Below are 25,169 nucleotides of genomic sequence, written 5' to 3' on the forward strand. Positions count from 1 at the left end.
CCTATCACCCCGCCGGCGGCACGAAGATTGCGCCCAGCTCTTCGCGGCTCTGGGCCATGCCGACATTTTCGTCCAGACCCTGGCGCAGGAAGTCCACCAGCTTGGGCTGCAGGGCGATGGCCAGGTCGGTCTCCACGTCGCCACCGGCCACATAGGCGCCGACGCTGATCAGGTCGCGGCTCTGCGACAGGCGCGACCACAGCTGCTTGAACTTCTGCGCCTGGCGCAGGTGGTCGGGGTCGACCACCTGGGGCATGACCCGGCTGATGGACGCTTCGATATCGATGGCCGGGTAGTGCCCTTCCTCGGCCAGGCGCCGCGACAGCACGAAGTGGCCGTCGAGCACACCCCGCGCCGAGTCGGCGATCGGGTCCTGCTGGTCGTCGCCTTCGGATAGCACGGTATAGAACGCCGTGATCGACCCGCCACCCGGCTCGCCGTTACCCGCCCGCTCCACCAGCTTGGGCAGCTTGGCGAACACCGAAGGCGGATAGCCACGGGTGGCGGGTGGCTCGCCGATGGCCAGGGCGATTTCGCGCTGGGCCTGGGCGAAACGGGTCAGGGAGTCCATCAGCAACAGGACGTTCTTGCCCTTGTCGCGGAAATACTCGGCAATTCGCGTGCAATACATCGCCGCGCGCAGCCGCATCAACGGGGCGTCGTCCGCAGGCGACGCGACCACGACCGAACGCTTGAGCCCTTCCTCACCGAGGATGTGCTCGATGAATTCCTTCACTTCGCGACCACGCTCACCGATCAGCCCGACGACGATGATCTCGGCTTCAGTGAAGCAGGTCATCATGCCCAGCAACACCGACTTACCGACACCGGTGCCGGCGAACAGGCCAAGACGCTGGCCGCGCCCGACCGTCAGCAAGCCATTGATGCTGCGAATGCCGACATCCAGCGGCTGGCTAATGGGGTCGCGGTTGAGCGGGTTGATGACCGGGCCATCCATCGGCACCCAGTCCTCGGCCTTCATCCCACCCTTGCCATCCAGGGCCCGGCCGGCACCGTCGAGCACCCGCCCGAGCATGCTCATGCCCATGGGCAGGCGGCCACTGTCATCCAGCGGCACCACCCGGGCTCCCGGGGCCAGGCCGGCGATGCTGCCGACCGGCATGAGGAACACCTTGTCACCGGAGAAGCCCATCACTTCGGCTTCGACCTGCACCGGGTGATAGCTGTCGTCGTTGATCACCAGGCAGCGGCTGCCCACGGCGGCGCGCAGGCCCTCGGCCTCCAGGGTCAACCCGACCATGCGCAGCAGGCGGCCTTCCACCACCGGCTGGTCCGGCAAGCGGATGGCATCGGCGTAACCTTCGAGGCGCTTGCCGAAGCTGGTGCGATCAAGGCGCATCAGCGGCTCCCGGCTGGTCCTCGAGCTCGATGGAGATATCCGGCGCGGCAGGATGCAGCGAATGGTCGTGGGACTGGTCGAACAGCTGCGCCACGGCCTTCTCGATTCGCGTCTCCATGGTCGCGTCGATACGGCTGTGGGCGGTCTCGATGCGGCAACCTCCCGGCAACAACGCCTCATCCTCGAGCAGCTTCCAGCTTTCCTCGTGGCGCTCGCGCAGGGCCTTGGCCAGTTCGAAATCCTGGGGGTTGAGATGGATGCGAATGTTGTCGGCGCCCATGGGCAGCAGCTTCAAGGCTTCGCGCAGGACATGGGTGATATGGCTGGAGTCGGTGCGCAGCTCGCGGCCGATGACCTGGCGCGCCATGTGCGCCACCAGTTGCACCATGCCTTTCTCGATCTGGGTATCCTGCTCGGCGATCGGCTCGAGCAGATGACCCATGAGCTGCTCCAGGCTCGCCAGCTTCGCCGCCAGGGCGACTTCGGCCTCCTGGCGCACCTTCAGCTGGGTGCTATGGAAACCTTCGCGCTCACCGGTGGCGAAACCTTCGTTGTAGGCCTCCTGGCGGATGGCTTCGAGTTCTTCGAGGGTCAGTGGCTGGACTTCCTCCAGCGGCACTTCCTCGATTTCCTCTTCGACGACCTCGGGCTCAGGCTCGGGTACCGGCTCAGGCTCGGGGTCGAAGCTGGGCAACGCCCAGACATCGACACCCTCGAGGTCGCGGGCGCGGATCAGGTCGCTGGGATGTTCGGTGGTAGACATGTTTTCAGGTACTCAAAAGCCATCTGCAACCAACGCGCCCCCTGTAGGAGCGGCCTTGTGCCGCGAAAGGGCTGCAAGGCAGCCCCGGCATTCTGCGGTGACATCAAGGCTGCGCAGCCCTTTCGCGGCGCAAGGCCGCTCCCACAAGGACCGCTTCGCCCCGCAGGTCAGATCATTTCCTCGGCACCCTTGCCGCCAAGCACGATTTCGCCGGCCTCGGCCATGCGTCGGGCGATGGTGAGGATTTCCTTCTGCGCCGTTTCCACGTCGCTGACCCGCACCGGCCCTTTCGCCTCCAGGTCGTCGCGCAGCAGTTCCGAGGCGCGCTTGGACATGTTCTTGAAGACCTTGTCCTTGACCTTTTCGTCGGCGCCCTTGAGCGACACCACCAGCACGTCGGAGGACACCTCGCGCAGCAGCGCCTGGATACCGCGGTCGTCGACGTCGGCCAGGTTGTTGAAGACGAACATCAGGTCTTCGATCTGCTCCGACAGGTCGCTGTCGATCTCGCGGATCGCGTCCATCAGCGCGCCTTCCACCGAACTGTCGAGGAAGTTCATGATGTCGGCGGCGCGCTTGATGCCACCCAAGGTGGTGCGCGCGGCGTTGGAGTTGCCGGAGAACTGCTTCTCGAGGATCTGGTTGAGTTCCTTGAGCGCCGCCGGTTGCACGGTATTGAGCGAGGAGACGCGCAGGACGATGTCCAGGCGCACCTTGTGGTCGAAATTGCTCAGCACCTCACCGGCCTGGTCGGGGTCGAGGTAGGCGACCACGATGGCCTGGATCTGCGGGTGCTCGTAGCGGATGACGTCGGCCACGGCACGCGGCTCCATCCACTTGAGGCTGTCCAGGCCGCTGGTGTTGCCACCGAGCAGGATACGGTCGATCAGGCCGTTGGCCTTGTCCTCGCCGAGGGCCTGGTTGAGCATCTTGCGAATGTAGCCGTCGGAGCCGACACCCAGGCTGGTCTGGTCGCCGACGATCTCGACGAACTCGCTCATGACCTGCTCGACCTGCTCGCGATGGACGTTGCCCATCTGCGCCATGGCCACACCGACCCGCTGCACTTCCTTGGGCCCCATGTGGCGCAGTACCTGCGCGGCATCGGTCTCGCCGAGCGAGAGCAGGAGAATGGCCGCTTTGTCGACGCGGCTCAGCTTGGCGGTAATGGCTCGATTGTCACTCATCGGCGTTGATCCACTCTTTCACGACCTGGGCCACGCGGCCCGGGTCTTCGGCCACCAGGCCCTTGATTGCGTTGAGCTGTGCCTCGTAACCCTCGCTCGGGCTTGGCAACAGAATGCTTGTCGGGCCACCCAGGCTGACGCGGTCGTTGGCCAGTTCGCCATCCAGACCGATCATGCCGCCCAGCTCCATGTCGCTGTCCGTGGCAGCCTGCTTGCCGCCACCTGTGATATTGGTGAGCACCGGACGCAGCACGCCGAACACCAGCACCAGGATGAACAGCACGCCCAGCACTTGCTTGACGATGTCCCAGAACCACGGCTGCGAGTAGAACGGAATGTCGACCAGCTCGTCGCCACGATCGGCGGCGAACGGCACGTTGATCACGGTGACGCTGTCGCCACGGCTGGCATCGAAGCCCACGGCGTCCTGCACCAGGCGGGTGAAGCGCGCCAGGTCTTCGGCGCCCCACGGGGTGCGTGTGGCTTCGCCACTGGCGGCGTCGAGCTTGACCTGGTCATCCACCACCACGGCCACCGACAGGCGGGTCAGGCGACCCTGCTGCTGGCGGGTGTGGCTGATGGAGCGGTCCAGTTCGAAGTTCTTGGTGCTCTGCTGGCGCTTGTCGCTCGGGTACGGCGCGAGCATCGGCTGGCCGGTGGCCGGGTCCATGATCTGCTGGCCGTTGGCGTCCACCAGCGGCTGGCCAGGCTGGATGGCACCGGCCGGCGTCGCGGCGGCACGGGCGTTCTCTGGCGCGGAGGCGCCGGCTGGCGGCTGGTTGCTCAGGGCACCCGGCACACCTTGCGGGCCCTGGCTGCTGGCGCGCTGTTCGTTGACCGACTGCTCGCTGCGCAGCGCCGGCTGGTCAGGGTTGAACTGCTCGGAGGTGGACTCGACGGCGCTGAAGTCGACGTCGGCCGACACTTCGGCCTTGTAGCGGTCATTGCCCAGCACCGGCTGCAGGATGTTGTGCACGCGCTGGGTCAGCAGGCCTTCCATGCGGCGGCTGTAGTCGAACTGCTTGCCGGCCATGCTCAGGGCGGTGTCCTGCAGTTGATCCGAAAGCAGGTTGCCTTTCTGGTCGACCACGGTCACCTGCGACTTGTCCAGCTCCGGAACGCTGGTGGCCACGAGGTTGACGATGGCCATGACCTGGCCGGCTTCCAGGGCGCGGCCCGGATACAGCTCGACCAGTACCGAGGCGCTGGGCTTGCGCTCGTCACGGACGAACACCGAGCTTTTCGGGATCGCCAGGTGCACGCGCGCGGCCTTGACATTGTTCAGGCTGGAAACGGTACGGGCCAGCTCGCCTTCCAGGCTGCGGCGGTAGCGGGTGGTTTCCATGAACTGGCTGGTGCCCAGCCCCTGCTCTTTATCCAGCAACTCGAAACCGACGTTGCCGTCGCTCGGCGCCACGCCGGCGGCGGCCAGCTTCAGGCGCGCACGGGAGAGGTCGTCGGCCTTGACCAGCAGGGCACCGGAGTTCGGTTCCACGTGATAGGGAATGTCGGCGGAGGCAAGCGTGTCCATGACCTGCTTGGTGTCCATGCCCGCAAGGCTGCCGTACAGCGGCCGGTAATCCGGCTGCTGCGACCAGAGCACCACGGCGAAGCCGATGGCCACGCTGGCGGCCAGGCCGACCAGCAGGCCAACCTGCCGCAGCATGGGCATCTGCGAGATATTTTCCAGGAACGCCATGCCGAACAGCGGCGGCTTGGCCGCTGGCGGGCCACTTTTGGCGGGGGCGTTATCGACGACTGCTTCGGCCATGACTCACTCTCGCCCTTATACCGGCATCTGCATGATGTCCTGGTACGCCTGTACCAGCTTGTTGCGCACCTGGGTCAATGCCTGGAACGACACGGAGGCTTTCTGCGAGGCGATCATGACGTCAGTCAGGTCGACACCGCTCTTGCCGATTTCAAAGGCGTTGGCCAGTTGGCTGGAGGCCTGCTGGGTTTCATGCACCTTGCCAATCGCCTGGCCGAGCATGTCGGCGAAGCTGCTCTGCCCTGGCGCCAGTTCTGGCGCGGCAGTGGTCTTGGGCGTGGACATGGCTTCGGCCTTCATGGCGCGCATGTCCATCATCAGACGATTGAATTCAACACCTTGGGTCATGGACTTCTCTCTCCGGCGGCCGCATTTTTTTGACACTCATGCAGCGAATAGGCTGGGACTAGCAAGAGGAGTGCCAGCCCGCCCGTCATACATTCAAAACAATTGATCAGCCAAACAGGCTGGCTTCCACATCGAGCCCCGCATCGCGCATCTGCGCCAGCTTGTAGCGCAAGGTGCGCGGGCTGATGCCCAAGCGCTCGGCAGCCTCCTTGCGACGGCCGCGCTCGGCGCGCAAGGTGTCGATGATCATCTGGTATTCGTGGCGACGCATGTCGTCGCCCAGGCCCATGGACTCAACCGCGCAGTCCTCGACCACTGGCGTGGCCCTGGAGGGAGCCGACAATGGAATGACGCCCGCCAGACAGAAATCCGCCGCCTCGATCACCCCGCCCTGCTGCAGGATCAGTGCCCGCTGCAAGGCGTTGTCCAGTTCGCGCACATTGCCCGGCCAGGCATGCGCCTGCAGGCAGGCTCGGGCATCGGCGGACAGGCGCACCGGCGCATGCCTCATCTTGCCGACATGGCGCGCCAGCAGGCGCTCGGCCAGCGGCAGGATATCCCCCGGACGTTCGCGCAGGGCACGCCATGCCAGTGGGAATACCGACAGGCGATAGTAGAGATCTTCACGAAAGCGCCCGGCCGCCACCTCGCCTACCAGGTCGCGGTTGGTGGTGGCCAGCACCCGGATATCCAGGGCGATCGGCTTGCGCCCACCGACCCGCTCCACCTCGCGCTCCTGCAACACCCGCAACAGTTTGGCCTGCAGCGCCAACGGCATTTCGGAAATCTCGTCGAGCAGCAAGGTGCCGCCATCGGCTTGCTCGAACTTGCCGGCCTGCGCGGCAATGGCGCCCGTGAAGGCCCCCTTCTCGTGACCGAACAGCGTCGCTTCGAGCATATTGTCGGGGATCGCCGCGCAGTTGATCGCCACGAACGGCGCCGCCGCCCGGGGCGACTGCTGATGAATGAAACGCGCCAGCACTTCCTTGCCGGTACCCGACTCCCCCGAGATCAGCACGGTGGAGTCGCTGCGCGCGACCCGCGCCGCCAACTCGAGCAGCTGCAGGCTGGCAGGCTCACAGGCGACCGGCCCCTCCTCCTCGCCCACCTCGAGATGACCCGCAGCGTGTCGCTCCACCAGGCTGATCAGCGCCTTGGGCTCGAACGGCTTGACCAGGTAGTCGACCGCCCCCTGGCGCATGGCGTCGACCGCCCGCTCCACCGCGGCATGGGCCGTCATCAGCAGCACCGGCAGTTGCGGATGATGGCGCCCCAGTTGCGCCAGCAACTGGTGACCATCCATGCCCGGCATGTTCACATCACTGACCACCAGGCTGAACGGCTCGCGCGCGACCGCTTGCAGCGCCTCCTCGGCCGAGCCCACGGCAAGATGGGCGAAACCGCCGATCTCCAGGGTGTCCGCCAGCGCCTGGCGCAGAGTGCGGTCATCCTCGACCAGCAGCACCTTGATATCCATCAGTGCTCCCCCTTCGTCGCAGCGGTGATCAATGGCAGGATCACTTGCGCACAGGTGCCACGGCCCGGCCTCGAACGCAGCCGCACTGTACCCTGGTGAGCGCGCACCACGGCCTGGACGACCGCCAGGCCCAGCCCGGTACCGGTCGACTTGGTGGTGAGGAATGGTTCGCCCAGCCGCGCCAGGAGCTCGGCATCGATACCGCTGCCGGCATCACTGACACACAAGTGCAGGTGCTGGTCGCGCCGGTACAGGTGAACCTTGAGCCGTACCACCCCTTCGCTGGCCTGCACGGCGTTGTCGATCAGGTTGAGCAACGCGCCCACCAGGGTGTCGCGATTGCACAGCAACTCGCCAAGGTGCACATCGCACTGCCAGCGCACCGACTGCCCCTGGACATGGACCTGCGCAGCCTGCTGCAACGCCTGGAACAATGCCTTGGGGGTCAGCCGATCGCCCAGCGGCAGCTCGCCACGGGCAAACACCAGCATGTCGCGGACCTGGTGCTCCAGTTCGTGCAGGCGCTCCTTCAGGCTCCCGGCAAAGCGCTGCCGGGTATCGTCCGACAAGGCTTTTTCGCTGCTGGCCAGATGGCTGGCATAGAGCATCGCCGCAGACAGTGGGGTACGGATCTGGTGCGCCAGCGAGGCCACCATGCGGCCGAGCGACGACAGGCGTTCGTGGCGCGAGAGCTGATCCTGCAGGCGACGGGTCTCGGTGAGGTCGGTCAGCAGCACCAACTGCCCGGGCTCGGCATCCAGCGAGCGCGTGGCGATCGACAGGCGGCGACCGTCACGCAGCGACACCTCATGGCCGTCATCCTTGCGCGGTGCGAAGCTGCGTGCGATCACCTGGCGCCAGAGTTCACCAACCAGCGGTTCGCCCAGCAGGTCGCACGCGGCCGGATTGGCCTCGCGCACGCAGCCCTGCGCATCAATCACGATCACTCCACCCGGCAACAGGGCCAGCAGGTTCTGCAAACGATTGGCCACCCGCTCCTTCTCGCCAAGCTCCGCCATGCGCTGGGCACTGACCACCGCCAGCTCACCCTTGAGCTCACTGACGCGCGCCTCGAGCATGCTGTACGACTCGCTGAGCTGGGAGGAAACCTGATTGAACAGGGCGAACGCCTGCTCAAGACCCTGTCGGCTTTCCTGCTCGACCGGGGTGCGCCCCTGCGGATCGGGGACTCGGGACATGTGGGCGGCCTGGGGCATCGTGCTCTCTCGCGTGGCTGACCGTCAAAAACGGTGTATTGCCAGCGATATAGCAATACGCGTGCCGGAGGTGGCGAGAGACAACCGGGCAACATGCTCATGAACGGCCGCAAGACCGCTGATCACGGGGCTTTGCACCCCTTCGAAAGGTAGGGGCATTGCATCCGCGGGGCTTTCCATAGCCCTCGACGGATACCGCAGGCGTCAATCCTCCGCCTGTTCCTCGCCACCCTGGCGGCTCATGCCGTACTTGCGCATCTTCTCCACCAGCGTGGTACGACGGATACGCAGCCGCTCCGCGGCACGGGCAACGATGCCATTGGCGTCATCCAGCGCCTGCTGGATCAGCCCCTGCTCAAGACCGCCGAGATAGTCCTTCAGGTCGAGCCCTTCCGGTGGCAGCATGGCATGGCTGGCGAAGTTCGGCGTGCTGCCGTTGATCGCCACGCGCTCCTCGAGGTCGCTGCGCAGGCTGTCCACCAACTGCTCGTCCTCGTCATCGACATAGCGGAATTTCTTCGGAAGTTCCGACACGCCGATCACCCCATAGGGGTGCATGATCGCCATGCGCTCGACCAGGTTGGCCAGCTCACGCACGTTGCCCGGCCAGCCATGCCGGCACAGCGACATGATCGCCGCCGAATTGAAGCGGATCGAGCCGCGCTTCTCGTGCTCCATGCGCGAGATCAGCTCGTTCATCAGCAGCGGGATATCCTCGACACGCTCGCGCAGCGGCGCCATCTCGATGGGGAAGACGTTCAACCGGTAGTAGAGGTCTTCGCGGAAGGTCCCGTCCTCGATCATGCTCTCGAGGTTCTTGTGGGTCGCGGCGATGATGCGCACATCGATGCTCTGGGTCTTGTTGCTGCCCACCCGCTCGAAGGTGCGCTCCTGCAGCACGCGCAGCAGCTTGACCTGCATGGGCAGCGGCATGTCGCCGATCTCGTCGAGGAACAACGTGCCGCCGTTGGCCAGCTCGAAGCGCCCGGCGCGGCTGGTGATCGCCCCGGTGAACGCGCCCTTCTCGTGACCGAACAGCTCGCTTTCGAGCAGCTCCGCCGGGATCGCCCCGCAGTTGACCGGCACGAACGGCGCTTCGCGACGCTTGGAGTGGTAGTGCAGGTTGCGCGCCACCACCTCCTTGCCGGTACCGGACTCACCCAGGATCAGCACGCTGGCGTCGGTGTCGGCCACTTGCTGCATCATCTGCCGCACGTGCTGGATGGCACGGCTGGTGCCTACCAGGCTGCGGAACAGGTTGGGCTCGCGCTGGCGGCCGCGCTCGCGGGCCTGGTCATACATCTCGCGATAGACCTGGGCACGGTGCAGCGAGTCGAGCAACTGGCTGTAGCTCGGCGGCATTTCGAGGTTGGAGAGCACCCGGCGACGCAGGTCGTCGGGGAACTCGGCAGAAGAAATTTCACCCAAAAGCAGAACCGGAAGGAACTCATCCCACCCAGCCACTGTCTTAAGGAGCCCCAGCACACTGGCTGGAGCATTCACGGTGCCGATCAGTACGCACAGCACTTCACGGCTCGAGCTCAACGACTCGACGGCTTGCTGCCAGTCCTGACTGGAACAGGACAGGTTTTCTTCGCCGAGGAAGTTCAGCACCACTGCCAGATCGCGGCGGCGGGCGCTGTCGTCATCGATCAGGAGGATTTTGGTTTCACGCCACATGCAATAGCAACTTCCCTAGTCATATCGGCGCCCTGAGGGCATGCTCGACATCATTCCGACTGAATGGTCAGTGTTCGGACGTCTGAAATTCGAAAACAGCCACTAGTAAAGTCAAAAAACCGCACACAGTCAAATTTATGGCGCGCTGGTTTTTACACATCCGTGGTCAAGAGAACAGATGGTATACCTTTGCGGCATTTTCCGCCTGACGGATCTGCGTCATCTCGTCGACTATTGATTGACGCTCGCCACTTGCAATCTCGATCAGTTGCCGATAGACCCCCAGCAACTGCTCCAGGCTACCGCGCACCTCATCTTCGTTGACCGCCGCCTCCGCCACGATATCCTCGACGCAGACACGGCACTCCAGATCGAGCTCGCCGATGGCGTCCCAGTCACGACTGGCCAGCGCGGCCAGCAAGGCCTCGCGGGTCTGTTCGATACGCTCGACTACCTCGCTCATGACATCTCTCCTGATTCAGGGCGTCGGCTGTTGATCGCCGATCGCATCCCAGCCTTCCTTGACGGTGATCAGCAGGCGCGCCACTTCATCGATGATCGCCGGGTCGCTCTTTACGTTCGCCTCGATCAGACGGCGGCTCATGTAGGTGTACAGGTTGTCCAGGTCCGCCAGGCTGTCGGCATGGTTTTCCAGGTCCAGCCCTTCACGCAGGCCGCCGATGATGTCGATGGCCTTGCCGATCAGAATGCCGCGCTGGGCAATGTCATTGCGCGCGATCGCGCCCTTGGCCTGGGCCAGGCGATCGAGGCCGCCCTGCATGAGCATCTGCACCAGGCGGTGCGGGCTGGCCTCGGACGTCTGCGCCGCGCCATTGACTTTCTGGTACTGCCGAAGGGCCAACATCGGGTTCATGGATCTACCTCGTTGCAGCGAAAAAGGTGCATATACCCTTGTATCGCCGTCACGTCAAAAAACTTTAGCCGTCAAACGATGAAGCCCGGGGCACCTGTTCGGTGCCGCCGGGCTTCTGTCACCAGCGATCGATTACTTCTTCGCCTGGGCGTTGATCGCCTCGAAGATGGAGACGATCTGCTCGCCCTGCTTCTTCACCTTCGCCAGCGCCGCGTCCAGGGCCGCGTACTTCTTGGTCAGCGATTCGGTCAGGGTCGCGGTGCGACGATCCAGGGCCGCCTGCTGGTCGAGCAGGCTCTTGGCCGCCTTGTCGAGGTTGCTCTTGCGCGAGTCCAGCGAACCACCCGTCGAGTTGTACGGGTCGATAGCCTTGTTCATGCGCTCGAACAGGCCATTGGTGCCAGTGAACAGCTGCTGAATATCCGGGCCGAGCTTCTTGTCGTTCAGCGCCGAGGAGAACTTGGTACTGTTGAACTCCAACGTACCGTCCTTCTGGGTGTTGATACCCAGCTGGCTCAGCGTGGTCAGCCTGTCGCCGTTACCGACTTCGGCCAGCACCTTGCGCACGTCACCCAGCAGCGAACGGGTGGTCGGGTCGTTGGTCAACGGGCCAAGGCTGGTGACATTGCCACTGGAGTCCTTGGTCGGCGTTGTCAACGCAGTGACGGCCTTTTGCAGCGTGTTGTAGGCATCGACGAACGACTGCACCGACTTGCGCAGCCCATCGTTATCCAGCGCCACGGTCACCTTGGCGCCGGTGGCCGCACCAGGAGCGGTAACACCCGTGAGTTCCAGGGTCAGGCCGCTGATCGCGTTATCGACCGTGTTCTTGGGGCTGGTCAGCTTCAGGCCGTCAATCGTGAACTCGGCGTCCTGCGCTTTATCGGTGATGTAGCCCGCACCAGTACCGGAAATCTTCTGAGTGCCATCGATAGCCAGTTCCGGGATGCCACTGACGGAAATATCACTACCCGCACCCGTGGTGGTGGAACCGAACACCAGGCGTGAACCACCCGCCTCGTTGATAATGTTGGCGGTGATGCCCTTGGCGCTCATTTCCTTGTTGATCTGGTCACGCACGCTCTGCAGCGTGGCGCCACTGGCAACAGTGATCTTGTAGTCCTTGCCGCCTTGGCTGATGGTCATCTCACCGGCAGTGATCGCCGAAGAGGCACCACCGGCGAACTGCTGGCTGGCGACCTTGGAGGACGTGGCAAGCTTGTCGACCTTGATGTCGTAGGTGCCGGGCACCGCGGTGTTGCTCGACTTGACCTTGACCACGTTTTCATTCGCGGAAGTACCCGCGAAGGCGTTGAAGGAGGGAGCATCCTTGTCGTTGAGCTTCTTCATGGCATCCTGGAACGCCGTCAGCGCGCTACGCAGGGAGCCGATACCCGAGAGCATCGCCGAGTTGTTGCTCGACTGCCGGGCAATCTGATTGGACTTGGCCGAGGTGTCGGCTTTCACCAACGCATCGACGATCTTGCCAATCTCGAGCCCGTAGCCCTGGCCCGTGCTTGGAATAATGGGGCTTGCCATGCTGTTGTCCCTCTCATCAACGCGTCAGCCCCACTCCTGCAAGGCTGACATGATTCACATCATTGGGTGTTCGCCGCCGGTCAGACCTTGGCGTCGAACAGAACACTTTTGACATCGCTGAGGCTGTGGGCGATACGCAGGGCTTCTTCCGAAGGAAGTTGCCGGATCAGCTCACCGGTCTCGCTGGCGATGACTTTGACCACGATCTTGCCAGATTCTTCGTCAGTGACGAACTCCAGGTTGCGTCGGGTCTCTTTCAGGAATTTCTCGATCTCGGAGACGGCATCCTTGACCTTGTCGGTGGCGTTCACCTTGACCGGGTCTTTTTTCTGCTCGCCATCCGGGGAAACCTCGGTCGACCGGGTAACCGGTTTCTCGGCAACCTGCTCGGCCGTACGTGCGGCCGGGTAAGACAGGTTCAGCTTGAGGCTCATGTCCATGTCTACCACCTCACAATGAAAAGGCGGGGAAGCGCCCGAAGGGCACTCCCCCGCCGCAAGCTACAAGGCAGATTAGCCCAGCAGCTTCAGGACTGCCGATGGCAGCTGGTTGGCTTGAGCCAGAACCGAGGTCGAAGCTTGCTGCAGGGTCTGCTGCTTGGTCAGCTGGGCAGTTTCAGCAGCGAAGTCGGTGTCCTGTACACGGCCACGAGCGGCTTCGGCGTTCTCGTTGATGTTCTGCAGGTTGTTGATGGTGCTGGTCAGACGGTTCTGGTTGGCACCCAGGTCGGCACGGGTGGCGTTGATCGCGTCCAGAGCGCTACCGATAGCGTCCATGGCGGCGCTGAAGGTGGCTTCGGCGGCGGTGCTGTTGGCACCGGTGATGCTCTTGCCAGCCAGGGCGGTCAGGGCAGCGCCAGTACCGGTGGTTTTCATGGCAGCGCTGAGGGTGATGGTGATCTGGTTGGCGGTACCGGTGTTGGAGCCGACCTGGAAGGTCATGGCGCCAGCGGAGCCGTCCAGCAGGTTCTTGCCGTTCAGCTGGGTGCTGTCAGCGATACGGTCGATCTCTTTCAGCATCGACTGGAACTCTTTGTCCAGAGCGTCACGGTCGGTCTGGCTGTTGGAGTCGTTTCGCGATTGCAGGGCCAGTTCGCGCATACGCTGCAGGATGTTGGTCTGCTCTTGCATCGCGCCTTCAGCGGTCTGGGCGATGGAGATACCGTCGTTGGCGTTTTTGATAGCCATGGTCTGACCACGGATCTGCGAGGTCATGCGGGTAGCGATCTGCAGGCCGGCGGCGTCGTCTTTGGCGCTGTTGATTTTCAGGCCGGAGGACAGACGGGTCATCGAAGTGCTCAGTGCGTCGGAAGCACGGTTCAGGTTCTTCTGAACGCCCAGAGAGGTGGTGTTAGTGTTTACAGTCAAAGCCATGACGAATTCCTCGTTGGATTGGGTACTACGGCTTCCGGCCTTGGCAATTCGCCGGTTATGTGGCCTAGAGAACCTTCGTAATGGTTATCGTCGTCGGGGCAGTTTGCTTTAGCGCCTTTTGCGATTTTTTTTACTGGCACCCTGCCACCTCAATGAAATCAAGGCTTTGACGCCAGAAATCCACCACCCTAGAGGGCTTGCGGTAGAGCGGCCGCCCCGTGAATCGCAGGCACAAAAAAAGCGCCGACCGGTTTCCGGTGGGCGCTTTCTCTATGGCAAAGCAGGTCAGTCGCTGCGCTCGATGATCGCCGAACCCCACGACAGGCCGACGCCGAAGCCACTGAGCGCCACGCGCTTGTGCTGCGAGCCGAGCACGTGCTTCTCCAGCAGCAGCGGAATGCTCGACGACACGGTGTTGCCGGTTTCGAGCATGTCCTTGACGAATTTCGCCCGGTGCGCGCCGTCATCGAAACGCTGGGAGACTGCGTCGACGATCGCCGCGCTGCCCTGGTGCAGGCAGTACAGGTCGATCTGCTCGGCCCGCAGTTGGCTGGCGTCGAGCAGTTGCTGCAGGTGCGCAGGCACCTTGACCAGCGCGAAGTTGTAGACCTGGCGGCCGTTCATGAAGAACTTGCCATCGGTGGTGCGCAGGTGTTCGGCACCGGCACCATCGCTGCCGAACAGCGACTTGCCCAGCTGCCAGGCAGCACCCTCGCCCATCCAGGTCGCAGTGGCGGCGTCGCCGAACAGCATCGTGGTGTTGCGATCTTCCGGGTCGACGATCTTCGAATACGGGTCGGCGGTGATCAACAGGCCGTTCTTCAGGCCCGTGGCCTCCATGAAGCCTTTCATGGCATACAAGCCATAGACGTAGCCGGAGCAACCCAGGGAAACATCGAATGCCGCGACTTGCGTGGAGAGGCCCAGCTTGTGCTGGACGATGGCCGCAGTGTGCGGCAGGCCTTCGGCATCACCGTTCTGGGTGACGACGATCACCACATCGACAGTGGCCGGATCGAATGCCGGATTGGCGGCGAACAGCGCCTTGGCGGCCTCGACACACAGGTCCGAGGTTTCCTGGGTGCCATCCTTGCGCGGCAGGAAGGTCGAACCGATCTTGCCGAAGATGAAATCCTGATCCTTGCCGAATTTCGCGCCCTGGGCGTAGTTGTCTACCCCTTGAGTCGGCAGGTAACTGGCGATGCTTTTAATGCCAATCATATGGCTTCCCGTTCAGTAACAGCGAAGTAGCCACGGCGCCCACAACAGCAAAACGCCAGGGAATCGGGGGGATTCCGGTCCCTGTGCGGTTTTTTCGGATGCGCGACGGCGGCTCCAGGTTTTCGACAATATAACAGTGAAGATGCGCGTAGTGACTCTGAAGTCACGCGCAATTTGTCGAATGGGCAGAAGTACGGCTCGAACGGCCGCACAGAAAGCGCCTTGTCGGCACTCGGTGCTGGCGGACTGACCCAGGCATGCGCCATCGATCAGTCCGCCGCGCGCGCCTCAGTCAGGCAGCCAGGCACGTCGCCAGACGCCCAGGCGCTCGCCTTCGAGCAACCACTGCGAGCGCACCGCCGCCTGCAAGGCGTCGCCCAGCGCGGCGGACGCGTCACGGTCCGACAGGTGCAGGCGGATCGCCTGGAGCCAGTCGGCGGCCTGGTTATCCACCCGCGACAACGGCAAGGCGTCCCCACCGGTGAAGCCCGGCACTCGGCTGCAGATCACCGGATGACCACAGGCGGCATGCTGCAGGATGCGCATGTCACCGGAGCAGGCGTTGCCCAGAGACTGCGCCATGGGGACGAGCGCCAGGTCGAGGTTCAAGTCGGCCAGGGCCATGCCGAGCTGATACGGCTCGACCTGGGCACGCACCTCGCTGACAAATGGCCTGAGGTTGGCCGGGCACTCGCCCAGCACCACCCATTCCACTTCACCGGCCAATGCCGGAACCACCTCGGCCAACAGCGCATCGTCCTTGCCGGCCTGCCAGCCCAGCCGCGGCAGCGCGCTCACGCGCCGCTCGCCCTTCAATCGCCCCCAGCTGTCCGGCAAGCCCGCTTCCACCACCCGCACATCGTCATGCTGCCCCTGCAGCAACTCGGCCAGGGCAGGCGTGGGCACCAGCACCCGGTCGACCTGCATCAGGCCGATGCGCAGGCGCTGCAACAGCTGCTCGGCATCGAAATCAGCCGCCAGCCCCATTTCCGGCAGGTAGCCATCCAAGTCGTAGACCTTGAATGCCTGGGAGAAAGCACTCAGGCGACGCAACGCCTGCAGCCCGGCGTCGTCCAGAGGGCGCTGCAGGACAACGCTGGTGGGAGCGAAACGCTCCAGCTCCACGGGCGTCAGCAAGCCAGTGATAGCGGCGCCTTCGGCCTGGCCACCCTCGCACAGCGCCGCCAGCGGATGAACCAGGCGCGAAAGTGCCTCGCCCGGTTGCTCGGCCACGCAGGCCAGCACCCTCGTCGCCCTGCCCTGCAACGGATGCCAGCTCAGGTCGTTGCTGTCCAGGTCGAAGCCCTTGCCGCGGCGCAACGACAAGTTGCTGTTGTACGCCGGGTCATGGGCCAGTTGCGCCAGCCAACGCGCATACAGTGCATCCTCCTGCTCGGCACTGGCGTGGGCCGCCAGCGGCGCCTCCGACAACAGCCGTGCGTAGGGCGTGAAGACATTCAGGTAACCGGCCTCGCGCAGGCGCAGGCACAGGTCGACATCGATCCAGGGTTCGAGCAGTGGGTCGGTGTCGAACCCACCGGCTTCGAGGAACAGTTCCCGCCGCAGCATCAGGCAACCGCTCCCAACCGCCGAGCAGTTCTGATCGAAGCCAAGCCTGCCCATGTAGCCCGCAGCCTGCGCCGGCACCCCGGTGAAGGCACCTGCGGCACTCCCGCCCAGGCCCAGCACCAGGCCGGCCTGACGCACCGCGCCATTGCCGCCGAGCAACTTGCCGCCAACAACCCCCACCTCCGGGCGCTGGCCGTGGTTGAGCAACGCCGGCAACCAATCGCCGTCCAGCACCACGTTGCGCCCATCGAGCCAGACCAGGTACTCGCCGCGCGCCTCCTGGGCCGCCGCATTGAACAGGGCCGCCCGCGGCTGGCCGGGCATGAAGCGCAGCACCTGGAAGCGCCCCTCGCCGATACGCTCGACCATCTCCAGCCACTCCAGCAAGGCGGGATCGTCGTTGCCGGGTTCGATCAGCAGCACCTCGTACTCGGGATGGGGCGTCTGCGTCAGCAGGCTTTCCAGGCAGCGCTGGAACTGCACCAACTGCCCGTCGAGATGGACCAGGATGCTGACCGATGCCTGGCGCGCATGGCCATAGTCGATGCGATAGCCGCCATCCTGCACGATCACCGCGGCCTGCGCATAGCCTCGCTCCCCCAGGTGCCGCTGGATGACCACGCGTTCATCATCACCCACCGCCGTGCGCCCGGCCTGGGCAATCAGCAGGGGCTCGGCGACATGGCCTACACACCCCAGCCCATGCTCGGCGAGCAGACCAAGCTGGTAGCCCAGTTCGAAGGCCTGGCCATGGCTGCCCTCGAAACCGCCCGCCTGCAGCAGCGCATCGCGACGGTAGAGCCAATGACGGGACAAGCCGGCGGGATTGGCCAGCAGCAAATCCAGGTTCAGGTCCGGGCGCAAGGCGATATCGACCACGCCATCAGCATGGCGCAGGCCTTCGTCGCCATAGACCGCCAGGCAGCCCGACGGGGCATCGAGCAGGTTCACCGCCGTCGCCAGCAAGCCACTGGCGATGAAGGTCTCGCCCGCCTCGACCAGCATGCACCAGTCCCCCGTGGTGCGTTCCAGCACAGCGTTGATCGCCGGCAGCGAATGGTGCGGATCACAGGCCTGCCACTGGACATTGACACGCCCAGGGTCGCACTCGCCCAGCACGTGCACCTGAAGATTGCGGTACAGGCCACGATCGAGGCTTTCCAGGGTATGCAGCAAGGCCGCCTGGTCACCTCGATCAAGCACCAGCACCGAAAGGCTCGGTGCCTGCGGCCCGGCCAGGCATTCGTTCAGGCGCGCCAGCTGCCCAGGCCGCGGGTAGCGCTGGCGCAACCAGTCGAGCATGCCGCGTCGATTGCCGGCCGCCTCGCGACTGGCCGCCGTCTGGGTCTTGGCAATGAAGGTGTCCAGTTGCTGCCAGAACGACGCCGTGCGCTCCACATAGCGCTGCAAGGCGCCGCCGACGCTCGCCCGGGCCCGCTCTAGCGCATCGGGCTGGTCGAACATGGCGAAACCGACACTGCCGAAGAAGCTGGTGTCGAGCACTTGCTGATCCACCCCGTACCCCGGCATGAAGATCACCGGGCAGCCGCACAACGCGGCAATCACGCAGGTCATGGACCATTCGTAGGTGTACAGCACCTCGGCCCGGCGGAACACATCGGCCAGCTGCGGCAAGGTCAAGGCATTGGCAACGCGCAGCAGCTGGATATCAGCAGGCAGCTGCATGTAGTCGATCTGCTCGAGCGGGTGCCTGTTCTGGAAGAGGTAGGCCCCTTCGCGCACGGCGCCCGGTGGCGCGGCAGTAAACAGCGAGATGTCGAGGGCCGGCAGGCAGAGCAGGTCGACGTTGACATCGCCACGCGCCTCGGCCAGGCGCTCGGCGTAATAGAAGATCAGGTCGTCGGCCGTCGCCTCCATGCCCTTGCCGGTGATGAAGCTTTCGAAGTTCAGCATGTAGCGCGCCACCACCGAACAGCCGAGCGGGTTGCCGCTGGTCACCTCGGGGTAGATCGCGATCGGCACCTTTCCCTGGGCAAGGTGACGCTGGACGACCGCAGGATCGTGCAAAGGTGTCTTGAGATCCGGGCTGACCACATCGGTGCCGCAGATGTACGCCTCGCGCCCGCTGAGGTTGAGCATGTGGCAGAGGTAGTGCATCGAGACGATGCCGGACGAGGTGTCGCGGTAGGCGGGCGCAAGCAGGTAGTAAGGGTGCTCGGGCTTGGCAAACATCAGCCGCAGGCGTGACAACGCCTGTTCGAGCGAGTGAGCGTCCAACTGCGCAGCGTTCGACATCGGGTACGGACTCCAGGATCAGGGCAAGCGGGGCGCCATCCGTGCGGCCTGACCGTACCTGTGGCGCCCTGTCAATAATTTGCCGGCATCAATGAAAAAGCCGGGCTGAGCCCGGCTTTTTTGCAATTAGCGCGCCATTCAATCCAGCTGCGCCAACCATTGCGGCCCTGCGCTGCGGCCGGCCTCGTGCACCGGCTGATCCAGGCGCGCCAGGCCCTGGAACGCAGCTGGCCAACGCTCGGCCAGCGCTGGCGCCAGGCCAGCCGTTGCAACCGGCAGGCCGCTGGCGAGCAGCTGCGCGCGCGGGGTCCACACCACCATCAAACCCAGTTGGTTCACGGCCAGGCACAGGTCGATGCCCGAGGCCTGCACGCCACCACACTGCTCGAGGGCTTCGCGGCTGAGCATCAGGCACTCATCGGAAACCGCCGGGCAAGCGCGCACCGACAACGGCCATTGCGCCTTGGCGGCCTGCTCGAAGGACAGCCGCTGCCACGGGGCGTGGACCTGCGGGCCGGCGAGCAGTTCATAACCGGCATGCACCAGCGTGCCGTCAGCCGCCCAGAGGCTGGCGCCGACAACACCGACTTCCGGGCGCTGCGCTTCGTTGAGCAGCGATTCGATCCATGCCGGGGTGATCACCTGGCAACGCTCCGACAGCAGCACCAGGTAGTCGCCCCGGGCCTGGGTGGCCGCCAGGTCGAGCAGCTGCGCCCGGGAGGCACCGGCTTCGCCGGCTACCAGGCGCAGTCGACTGCCGAAGGCCTGGGCCACGTCGGCCAGCGCCTCGGCCTGCTGCCCCGGCAGCGCCAGCACCACCTCGTAGCGCGGGTAGCGCGTGCGCTGGAAGATGCCGGCCAGGCAGGCCTGCAGGCGCGCCTGGTCGCCCTCGCCCACCAGCAGGATGCTGACCAGCGGGGTGGCGCTGTGGCGGAAGTCGACGGTCAGCCCGGCAGCCCCTTGCCCGCCGACCTGGGCGCGATAGCCCAGCTGAGTGAGGTGTCGGTTGAGCACCTTCTGCGCTTCCTCGATGAGGGCCGGCGCAGGCTGTTGGCTGATCACCAGGTACTCGTCCATGTGCGCCAGGCTGCCCGCGCCGTGCTTCTCGACCAGGCGCAGCAACAGGTCGTATTCCAGCGCATGGCGATTGGACTCGCTGTACCCGTCCAGGTCGAGCACCGCCTGGCGACGCACCAGCCAGTGCCGGGACATCAGCCCAGGCTGGCTGCGCAACAGGTCCAGGTCGCTGCCCGGACGGCGCACGACCAGCAGGCGCCCCTCGTCGTCACGCTGGACTTCGTCGGCGGCGATGGCCTGGCAGGCCGGCGCCTGGGCCAGCTCGACCGACAGGCGCAGCAGGCCGCCGGCCAGCAGCACGTCGCCCGCCTCGAGCAGCATCAGCCACTCGCTCGGCAATTGCCGCACGACCTGGTTCAGGTGCGTCGCCCAATTGCTTTCGGTGACCTGGATGAAATGCAGGGTATCGCGCGGCGTGGTGATCGCCGGTGGCTTGCCCGCCTTGAGCACGACCAGTTTGAAATTGCGCACGCCGCTGGCCAGCAGGCTGTCGAACGTCGTCTGCAGGGCCAGGTCGTCGTGTTCCAGGTCAAGCACGACGAAGGCGATCTGCGGCGCCGGGTGGCTGGCCAGATGCTCCAGCACCCGCTGGCGCGCGGTTTCATCCGGCGTGGCCGCGTCGATGGCGGCGAGCACGCGCCCCGACGGCGTACCGCCCAGTTGATCGCGCGTATCGATGCCGGGCACCTCGCCCAGGCGTGCCATCCAGTCGCCCAGCTCGCGGGCGTGATTGGCATTGTCGTCGGCGGTCAGCATAGACGCCAGGCGCTGGCACGCTTCGAGATTGAACAGCCCCAGGCGCATTGCCTGCCAGTAGCGCAGCTGCAGCGTCTCGGCGGTGTCGTTGGGGTGCACGATCAACAGGTCGCGCTGGCGAACCCAGGCGCCTTCCAGGGCATGCTGGTGGCGCGCGCCGGTCGGCCAGGCGTGACAGAGGAATTCCAGCGCGTTCAGGCGCTCGAACAGCGGGCCATTGTAGTAAGGCAGCTGCACGCACTGGCGCGGCTCGAACTCGCGCTCCGGCGCGTCGCTGATGCTTTTCCACGGCGAGGTGAACAACAACGGCAGCGCCCCTTGGCTCCAGGTGTCGCGCACGAAGCGATTGAGCGTGGTGAAGCCGTCGTCACTGGCAAAGGCCCCCTGCTGCTCGCCATCCCACTGACGCAGAATCCGCACCACCTGGACCAGGTGCTCTTCGCGCTCGGCCTGGGTCAGGGTGTCCGGCAGCGCCTCGCAGACCACGTCGGTCTGGTCGAGGTGGGCGACCTCGCCCTGCAGCAGGATCGCGCAGGCCAAGGCCACACGCCATCCCGCCGGGTCCAGCCCCTGCGGCAAACCAGCCAGCGCCGCCTGCAGGGTCGAGACCCGCAGCACCGCGCGCCAGGCCTGCTGCTCGGCGCTGGCGTAGTGGCGCAGACGCTCCAGCGCGCCCTGCCCGGCCTGCGCGGCGAACGGTGTACCGACCTGGTGATAGCTCAGTTCACTGTTGCCGACCGTATAGGCCAGGGCATGCCCCTGCGCGGCCACGGCCTGCGGCTGGGCCTTCAGGCAGTGGGCGGCATTGTCCAGCGCCGCCGCCAGGACGAAGTCGGCATCCAGGGCCAGGCACACGAACGGCGTGCCGACCTGCGCCACGGCCGACGCCAGGCGCTCGCCCAGTTGCGCGCCCGACTCGCTGCCCTGCACCGGCTCCAGGCCAAGGCACGGCACGCCGGCCTGGCGATAGTAGTGGAGCGCGCGAGCGCGGTGATCTGCCTGGTCATGCCCCAGCAGGACAACGGTCACTTCGTTACGCGAGCCGATTGCAGTTTCGGTCATAAGGCACCTGTTCAAATGGTCGGTTTCAGTCAGCCAGCCAGGCGTTGGCCCAGTGCTGCAGATGGTGTTCGTTCAATACATAGTCACGCAGCACGGCTTCACGCAGCGCGTCCCCCTGGCGGTAACTGGCCAGCGGATCGTTCAGGTGCATGCGGATCGCCTCCAGCCATTGCTCGGTGGTGTTTTCGCGGACCCGGGTGCACGGCAGGTAGCCGGCATACGCCTTGGTGTCGGTGCAGATCACCGGGAAACCGCACGCCCCGTACTCAAGCAGGCGCAGGTTGCTCTTGCAGTCGTTGAACAGGTTCTGCTCCAGCGGCGCCAGTGCCAGATCAAGGTTGAGGCCGGCCAGCTTGCGCGGATACTCGGTGAACGAGATACCCGCATGGAACTCCTTGACGTAGGGCCGCAGGATGTCCGGGCACATGCCGAAGAACACCCAGTCGACCTCGCCGGCCAGGGTCTTGATCACGTCCAGCAGCAGCTCCAGGTCACCACGGTGGCTGGTGCCCCCCGCCCAGCCGACTCGCGGCCGCGCGCTGCTCTGACGCTGGCTGACCAGCCCCGTCCACAACGGCGCGGCGAGCATGTTGGGCACCACGCGGATGTCCTGGTGCATGCTCGACAGGGCATCGGCCAACGGCTCGGTGGACACCACCACCCGGTCGCACAGGGAAATGGCGCGGCCGACCAGTTCACGGATGTTGCTCGGCATGTTGCGCGCGTGGTCGTTCTTCTTCGGTGGCTCGATGATGTAATCATCCAGCTCGTAGATGCGCCGCGCGTTGGAGAAGCGCTTGTACTGCTCGATATCCTTGACGTTCGCCGGCGTGTAGCGGCACTGCAGGATCATCACATCGGGCTTTTCCCGCTCGAGCTCGACCAGCCCTGGAGCGCTGAAATCGATTCGCCCCTGGATCCATCCTCCCTGCTCCAGGTCGGTGAACGGCTGGACGACACGGTATTGCCCGGTCGCGTTGGTGCTGCTGGGCAGCGCCAGTACCGACGGCATGGCCCGGGCGATGAACGGGTCCCAGCCACCGCGCAGGCCTGGTTCGAAATTGAAGTTCGGCAGTTTCAGGCTGAGGTTGCGGTTGTAGGCCGGGTCGAGCGCGATCCACGCCATCCAGCGCTCGTGCATCAGGTCGCGGTCGGCCTGCAGGTTCGGCGTCGCCGCCTGCTCGAGCGCAGGCACCGGCAAGCGGGCCACGCGCGAGTACGGCGTCCACACCGAAAGATAGCCTGCCGTCCGCGCGCGCAGGCACAGGTCGGCGTCGAACAGGGAACCTTGCAGGTGGGTCGCATCCAGCCCACCCAGCTCAGCGAACAGATCACGCCGCACCAGCAGGCAGTCGAGGCTCAGCGCACTCCAGTTCTGCACCAGGCGCAGGCGGTTCATGTAGCCGTCCGCGCTGGTCGCACAACCGAGGAATGGGCTGCCGGCCGTGCCCTGCATGCCCAGCACCAGGCCGGCAGACACGATCGTGCCTTTGTCGTCGAACAGCTTGGGGCCGACCATGCCGACTTCCGGGCGCTGCCCCAGGTGCATCAGCTCGACGAGCCACTGGTCGTCGAACAGCACGCAGCCGGCATCCAGCAGCAACAGATAGTCGCCACGGGCCTGCAGGCTGCCTTCGTTGAGGCTCTGGGCCAGCCCCTGGACGGCCACCTCGACCACCCGCAGCTGATCGCTGCCCAGCCCTTGCAGTCCGGCCAACCAGCCACGCACCTCGGCAGACGTGTCGGCACTGGCGATCAGCAGCACTTCGAAGTCGCGGTAAGCCGTGTTCGTGAGCAGCGACTCGACGCAGCGCGTCAGCACCGCCAGGTCGGCACCGGCATGGATGAGGATCGACACACTGGCGGCCTGCGCATGGTGATAGGTGACCCGGGTCATCATGCTGCCTTCAATGCCGGACACCTGGGCTTCCACGCCCAGGCGCCGCAGGTGGGCCTCCAGCACACGCGGGGCCTGGACGTGCCCGCTCGGCTCGGCGAGCCAGTCGGCATAGCTGTGCTGGCACTGCACGAGCACTTCGGCGATATGGTCCACCACCTGCAGGCCATGGGCCTCGACCAGCCGCCACAGCAGGTCGTGGGGCGCCAGGCCGTCGAAGCCCACGTCGAAACCACCCTGCTCGCGCAGCGCCGCGCACTTGAACGCCAGCAGGCGGCCGACGTAGGGCAGGCTGCGCATCAGGTCAAGGTTGAAGTCCGGCTTGAAGATCGGCGCCGACGGCGCGAGGTTGTCGTTGCTACCTTCATCGAGATAGAGGCACAGGCCTTCGCCCCGCAGCGCCATGCGCTCGGCCATGATCACCAGGGCGTGAGTGTGCAGGCGATCCCCCGCCTGCAACAGGAACAGCCAATCAGCCTGGCCATCAGCGGCAAGCCACTGGTTGAGCAGGTCGAAACCGGCGCCGCGACGCGTCAGGTAGCGCACGTTGTCCCGCACCACCGGCTCGAAGCCCTCGGGTGCGAGCACCAGGATGCAACGGGCCGGATAAGATTGCTGGGCGAGGCTGTCGAGGGTGGCGCGCAAGGCCTTCTCATCGCCTTCCCGGCAGGACACCATCGCCGCGATGCGCGGTTGAGTGGGCCACTGCTCGATGCGCTTGGGCAGCAGGCGCTCCTGCCCGGCGGACAGGCGACGGTACTCCAGCCACTCGGCATACAGCTCGTCGAAACTCAGGCTGAGCGTACCGACCTGCTGGTTGAAGTTGGCCATCTGCGCGGTGAACAGACGACGAAGATCGAGCTCGTCCCATTTCTGCCCAGGGTCGGCAACATAGTCGGCCAACGGCAGATAGCGCACCCAGCCCTCGGCCGGCGCGGCCTCGCCGGTACGGCCCTGGAGCATCTGCAGCAGCCAATCGGTTTCGGCGTCGAACACCTTGACCATGCTGCTCTGGTGGCTCAGGCGCCCGGGGTGTACGCGCTCCAGGCTCAGGACCTGGTCCAGGCTGCACAAATGTCCACGGCGCAACAGGCAGGCGTAGAGCGCCAAGTCCAGACGCGCGGCGAACCCTTGCCCCTCCTGCACCAGGGTCGGCAGGTAAGTCTCGACCTGTTCGCGACGCAGCAGTGCATGGCTGAGCCCGCCGAACAGGTTGACGCCGTTGTCGGAGATGCCTTCCAGCAAGTCGTTGCCGTTGAGCACCGCACTGCACATGGAGATGACGAAGTTCAGCGAGCGCGACGGCAACAGGACGTCATCGGCGGCACACAGCAGGCGCTGGCAGATGACCATGCTGACCTGCGGCAAGTCATTCAGCATCGCCGCCTGCTGGCTGATGCACGCGCCGAACAGCGTATCGTCGTCACAGAGGAACTTGATGAACGCGCCGGACGACTGCTCCAGGCACGCCAGCAGGTTGCGGGCAAAGCCTTGCCGCGCGGGGTTGCGCACATAGCGCACAGGCACGTGGGTAGTGGCGCGCAGCTCATCGCAGATCGTCTCGACCTGCGCATCCGGGCTGTCGTCGCACACGACGACCTCCAGGTTCGCGTAGTCCTGGGCAATCGCGCTGGCCAGCGTGCTGCGGAAGAATTCGGGGTTGTACGCGGGGATGGCGATACTGACGAGGGGTTGGGCGCTCACGGGTACTCACTCAAAGCAATTGATCGATGCCGCCTGGC

17 protein-coding genes are annotated in these 25,169 nt (G+C 65.1%); all 17 read right to left on the reverse strand.

Translation table 11 applies throughout. From position 1 onward, the window contains the following. Positions 1-4: 4 nt before the first annotated feature. Entirely contained in the window at positions 5-1,360 is a 1,356-nt protein-coding gene (gene fliI, locus PSEEN_RS17585) for a flagellar protein export ATPase FliI (protein ID WP_011534906.1), read from the reverse strand. Further along, positions 1,350-2,123 carry a flagellar assembly protein FliH gene (fliH, locus tag PSEEN_RS17590; RefSeq protein WP_011534907.1) on the reverse strand — a complete coding sequence of 258 codons (774 nt, stop codon included), beginning with the start codon at positions 2,121-2,123 and terminating at the stop codon, positions 1,350-1,352. Before fliH ends, fliI begins: the two co-directional genes overlap by 11 nt. Positions 2,124-2,290: 167 nt before the next feature. Further along, a complete protein-coding gene (gene fliG / locus PSEEN_RS17595; protein ID WP_011534908.1) occupies positions 2,291-3,310 on the reverse strand; it encodes a flagellar motor switch protein FliG in 1,020 nt (339 codons plus the stop codon). Then, positions 3,303-5,081 (reverse strand): flagellar basal-body MS-ring/collar protein FliF, encoded by a 1,779-nt coding sequence (gene fliF, locus PSEEN_RS17600; RefSeq protein ID WP_011534909.1) that lies wholly within the window; start codon positions 5,079-5,081, stop codon positions 3,303-3,305. Before fliF ends, fliG begins: the two co-directional genes overlap by 8 nt. Before the next feature lie 15 nt (positions 5,082-5,096). Continuing rightward, a complete protein-coding gene (gene fliE, locus PSEEN_RS17605; protein ID WP_011534910.1) occupies positions 5,097-5,429 on the reverse strand; it encodes a flagellar hook-basal body complex protein FliE in 333 nt (110 codons plus the stop codon). 106 nt (positions 5,430-5,535) lie between these two features. Beyond that, a complete protein-coding gene (locus tag PSEEN_RS17610; RefSeq protein ID WP_011534911.1) occupies positions 5,536-6,906 on the reverse strand; it encodes a sigma-54-dependent transcriptional regulator in 1,371 nt (456 codons plus the stop codon). After that, a complete protein-coding gene (locus PSEEN_RS17615) occupies positions 6,906-8,123 on the reverse strand; it encodes a sensor histidine kinase (protein WP_011534912.1) in 1,218 nt (405 codons plus the stop codon). Before PSEEN_RS17615 ends, PSEEN_RS17610 begins: the two co-directional genes overlap by 1 nt. Before the next feature lie 204 nt (positions 8,124-8,327). After that, a complete protein-coding gene (fleQ, locus tag PSEEN_RS17620; protein ID WP_011534913.1) occupies positions 8,328-9,803 on the reverse strand; it encodes a transcriptional regulator FleQ in 1,476 nt (491 codons plus the stop codon). A gap of 166 nt (positions 9,804-9,969) precedes the next feature. Continuing rightward, entirely contained in the window at positions 9,970-10,266 is a 297-nt protein-coding gene (locus PSEEN_RS17625; RefSeq protein ID WP_011534914.1) for a flagellar protein FliT, read from the reverse strand. Positions 10,267-10,281: 15 nt separating this feature from the next. Beyond that, positions 10,282-10,677: a flagellar export chaperone FliS gene (gene fliS, locus PSEEN_RS17630; RefSeq protein WP_011534915.1), complete on the reverse strand. Its 396-nt coding sequence runs from the start codon at positions 10,675-10,677 to the stop codon at positions 10,282-10,284. Positions 10,678-10,809: 132 nt separating this feature from the next. Continuing rightward, the gene (gene fliD, locus PSEEN_RS17635; RefSeq protein WP_011534916.1) at positions 10,810-12,216 is read right to left on the reverse strand and encodes a flagellar filament capping protein FliD; all 1,407 of its coding nucleotides are present in this window, start codon (positions 12,214-12,216) and stop codon (positions 10,810-10,812) included. Between the two features lie 80 nt (positions 12,217-12,296). Then, positions 12,297-12,656, reverse strand: coding sequence for a flagellar protein FlaG (locus PSEEN_RS17640; RefSeq protein WP_011534917.1), 360 nt, complete (start codon positions 12,654-12,656; stop codon positions 12,297-12,299). Between the two features lie 72 nt (positions 12,657-12,728). Further along, a complete protein-coding gene (locus PSEEN_RS17645; protein ID WP_011534918.1) occupies positions 12,729-13,589 on the reverse strand; it encodes a flagellin domain-containing protein in 861 nt (286 codons plus the stop codon). A gap of 285 nt (positions 13,590-13,874) precedes the next feature. Continuing rightward, positions 13,875-14,810 (reverse strand): ketoacyl-ACP synthase III, encoded by a 936-nt coding sequence (locus PSEEN_RS17650; RefSeq protein ID WP_011534919.1) that lies wholly within the window; start codon positions 14,808-14,810, stop codon positions 13,875-13,877. Positions 14,811-15,098: 288 nt separating this feature from the next. Next, positions 15,099-18,635, reverse strand: coding sequence for a glycosyltransferase (locus PSEEN_RS17655; RefSeq protein WP_011534920.1), 3,537 nt, complete (start codon positions 18,633-18,635; stop codon positions 15,099-15,101). 138 nt (positions 18,636-18,773) lie between these two features. After that, on the reverse strand, positions 18,774-21,530 hold the full coding sequence (locus PSEEN_RS17660) for a glycosyltransferase family 2 protein (RefSeq protein WP_011534921.1): 2,757 nt from the start codon (positions 21,528-21,530) through the stop codon (positions 18,774-18,776). Between the two features lie 25 nt (positions 21,531-21,555). Then, a complete protein-coding gene (locus tag PSEEN_RS17665; RefSeq protein WP_044488299.1) occupies positions 21,556-25,131 on the reverse strand; it encodes a glycosyltransferase in 3,576 nt (1,191 codons plus the stop codon). Positions 25,132-25,169: the final 38 nt, after the last annotated feature.

The sequence above is a fragment of the Pseudomonas entomophila L48 genome (assembly GCF_000026105.1).
GTDB lineage: Bacteria > Pseudomonadota > Gammaproteobacteria > Pseudomonadales > Pseudomonadaceae > Aquipseudomonas > Aquipseudomonas entomophila.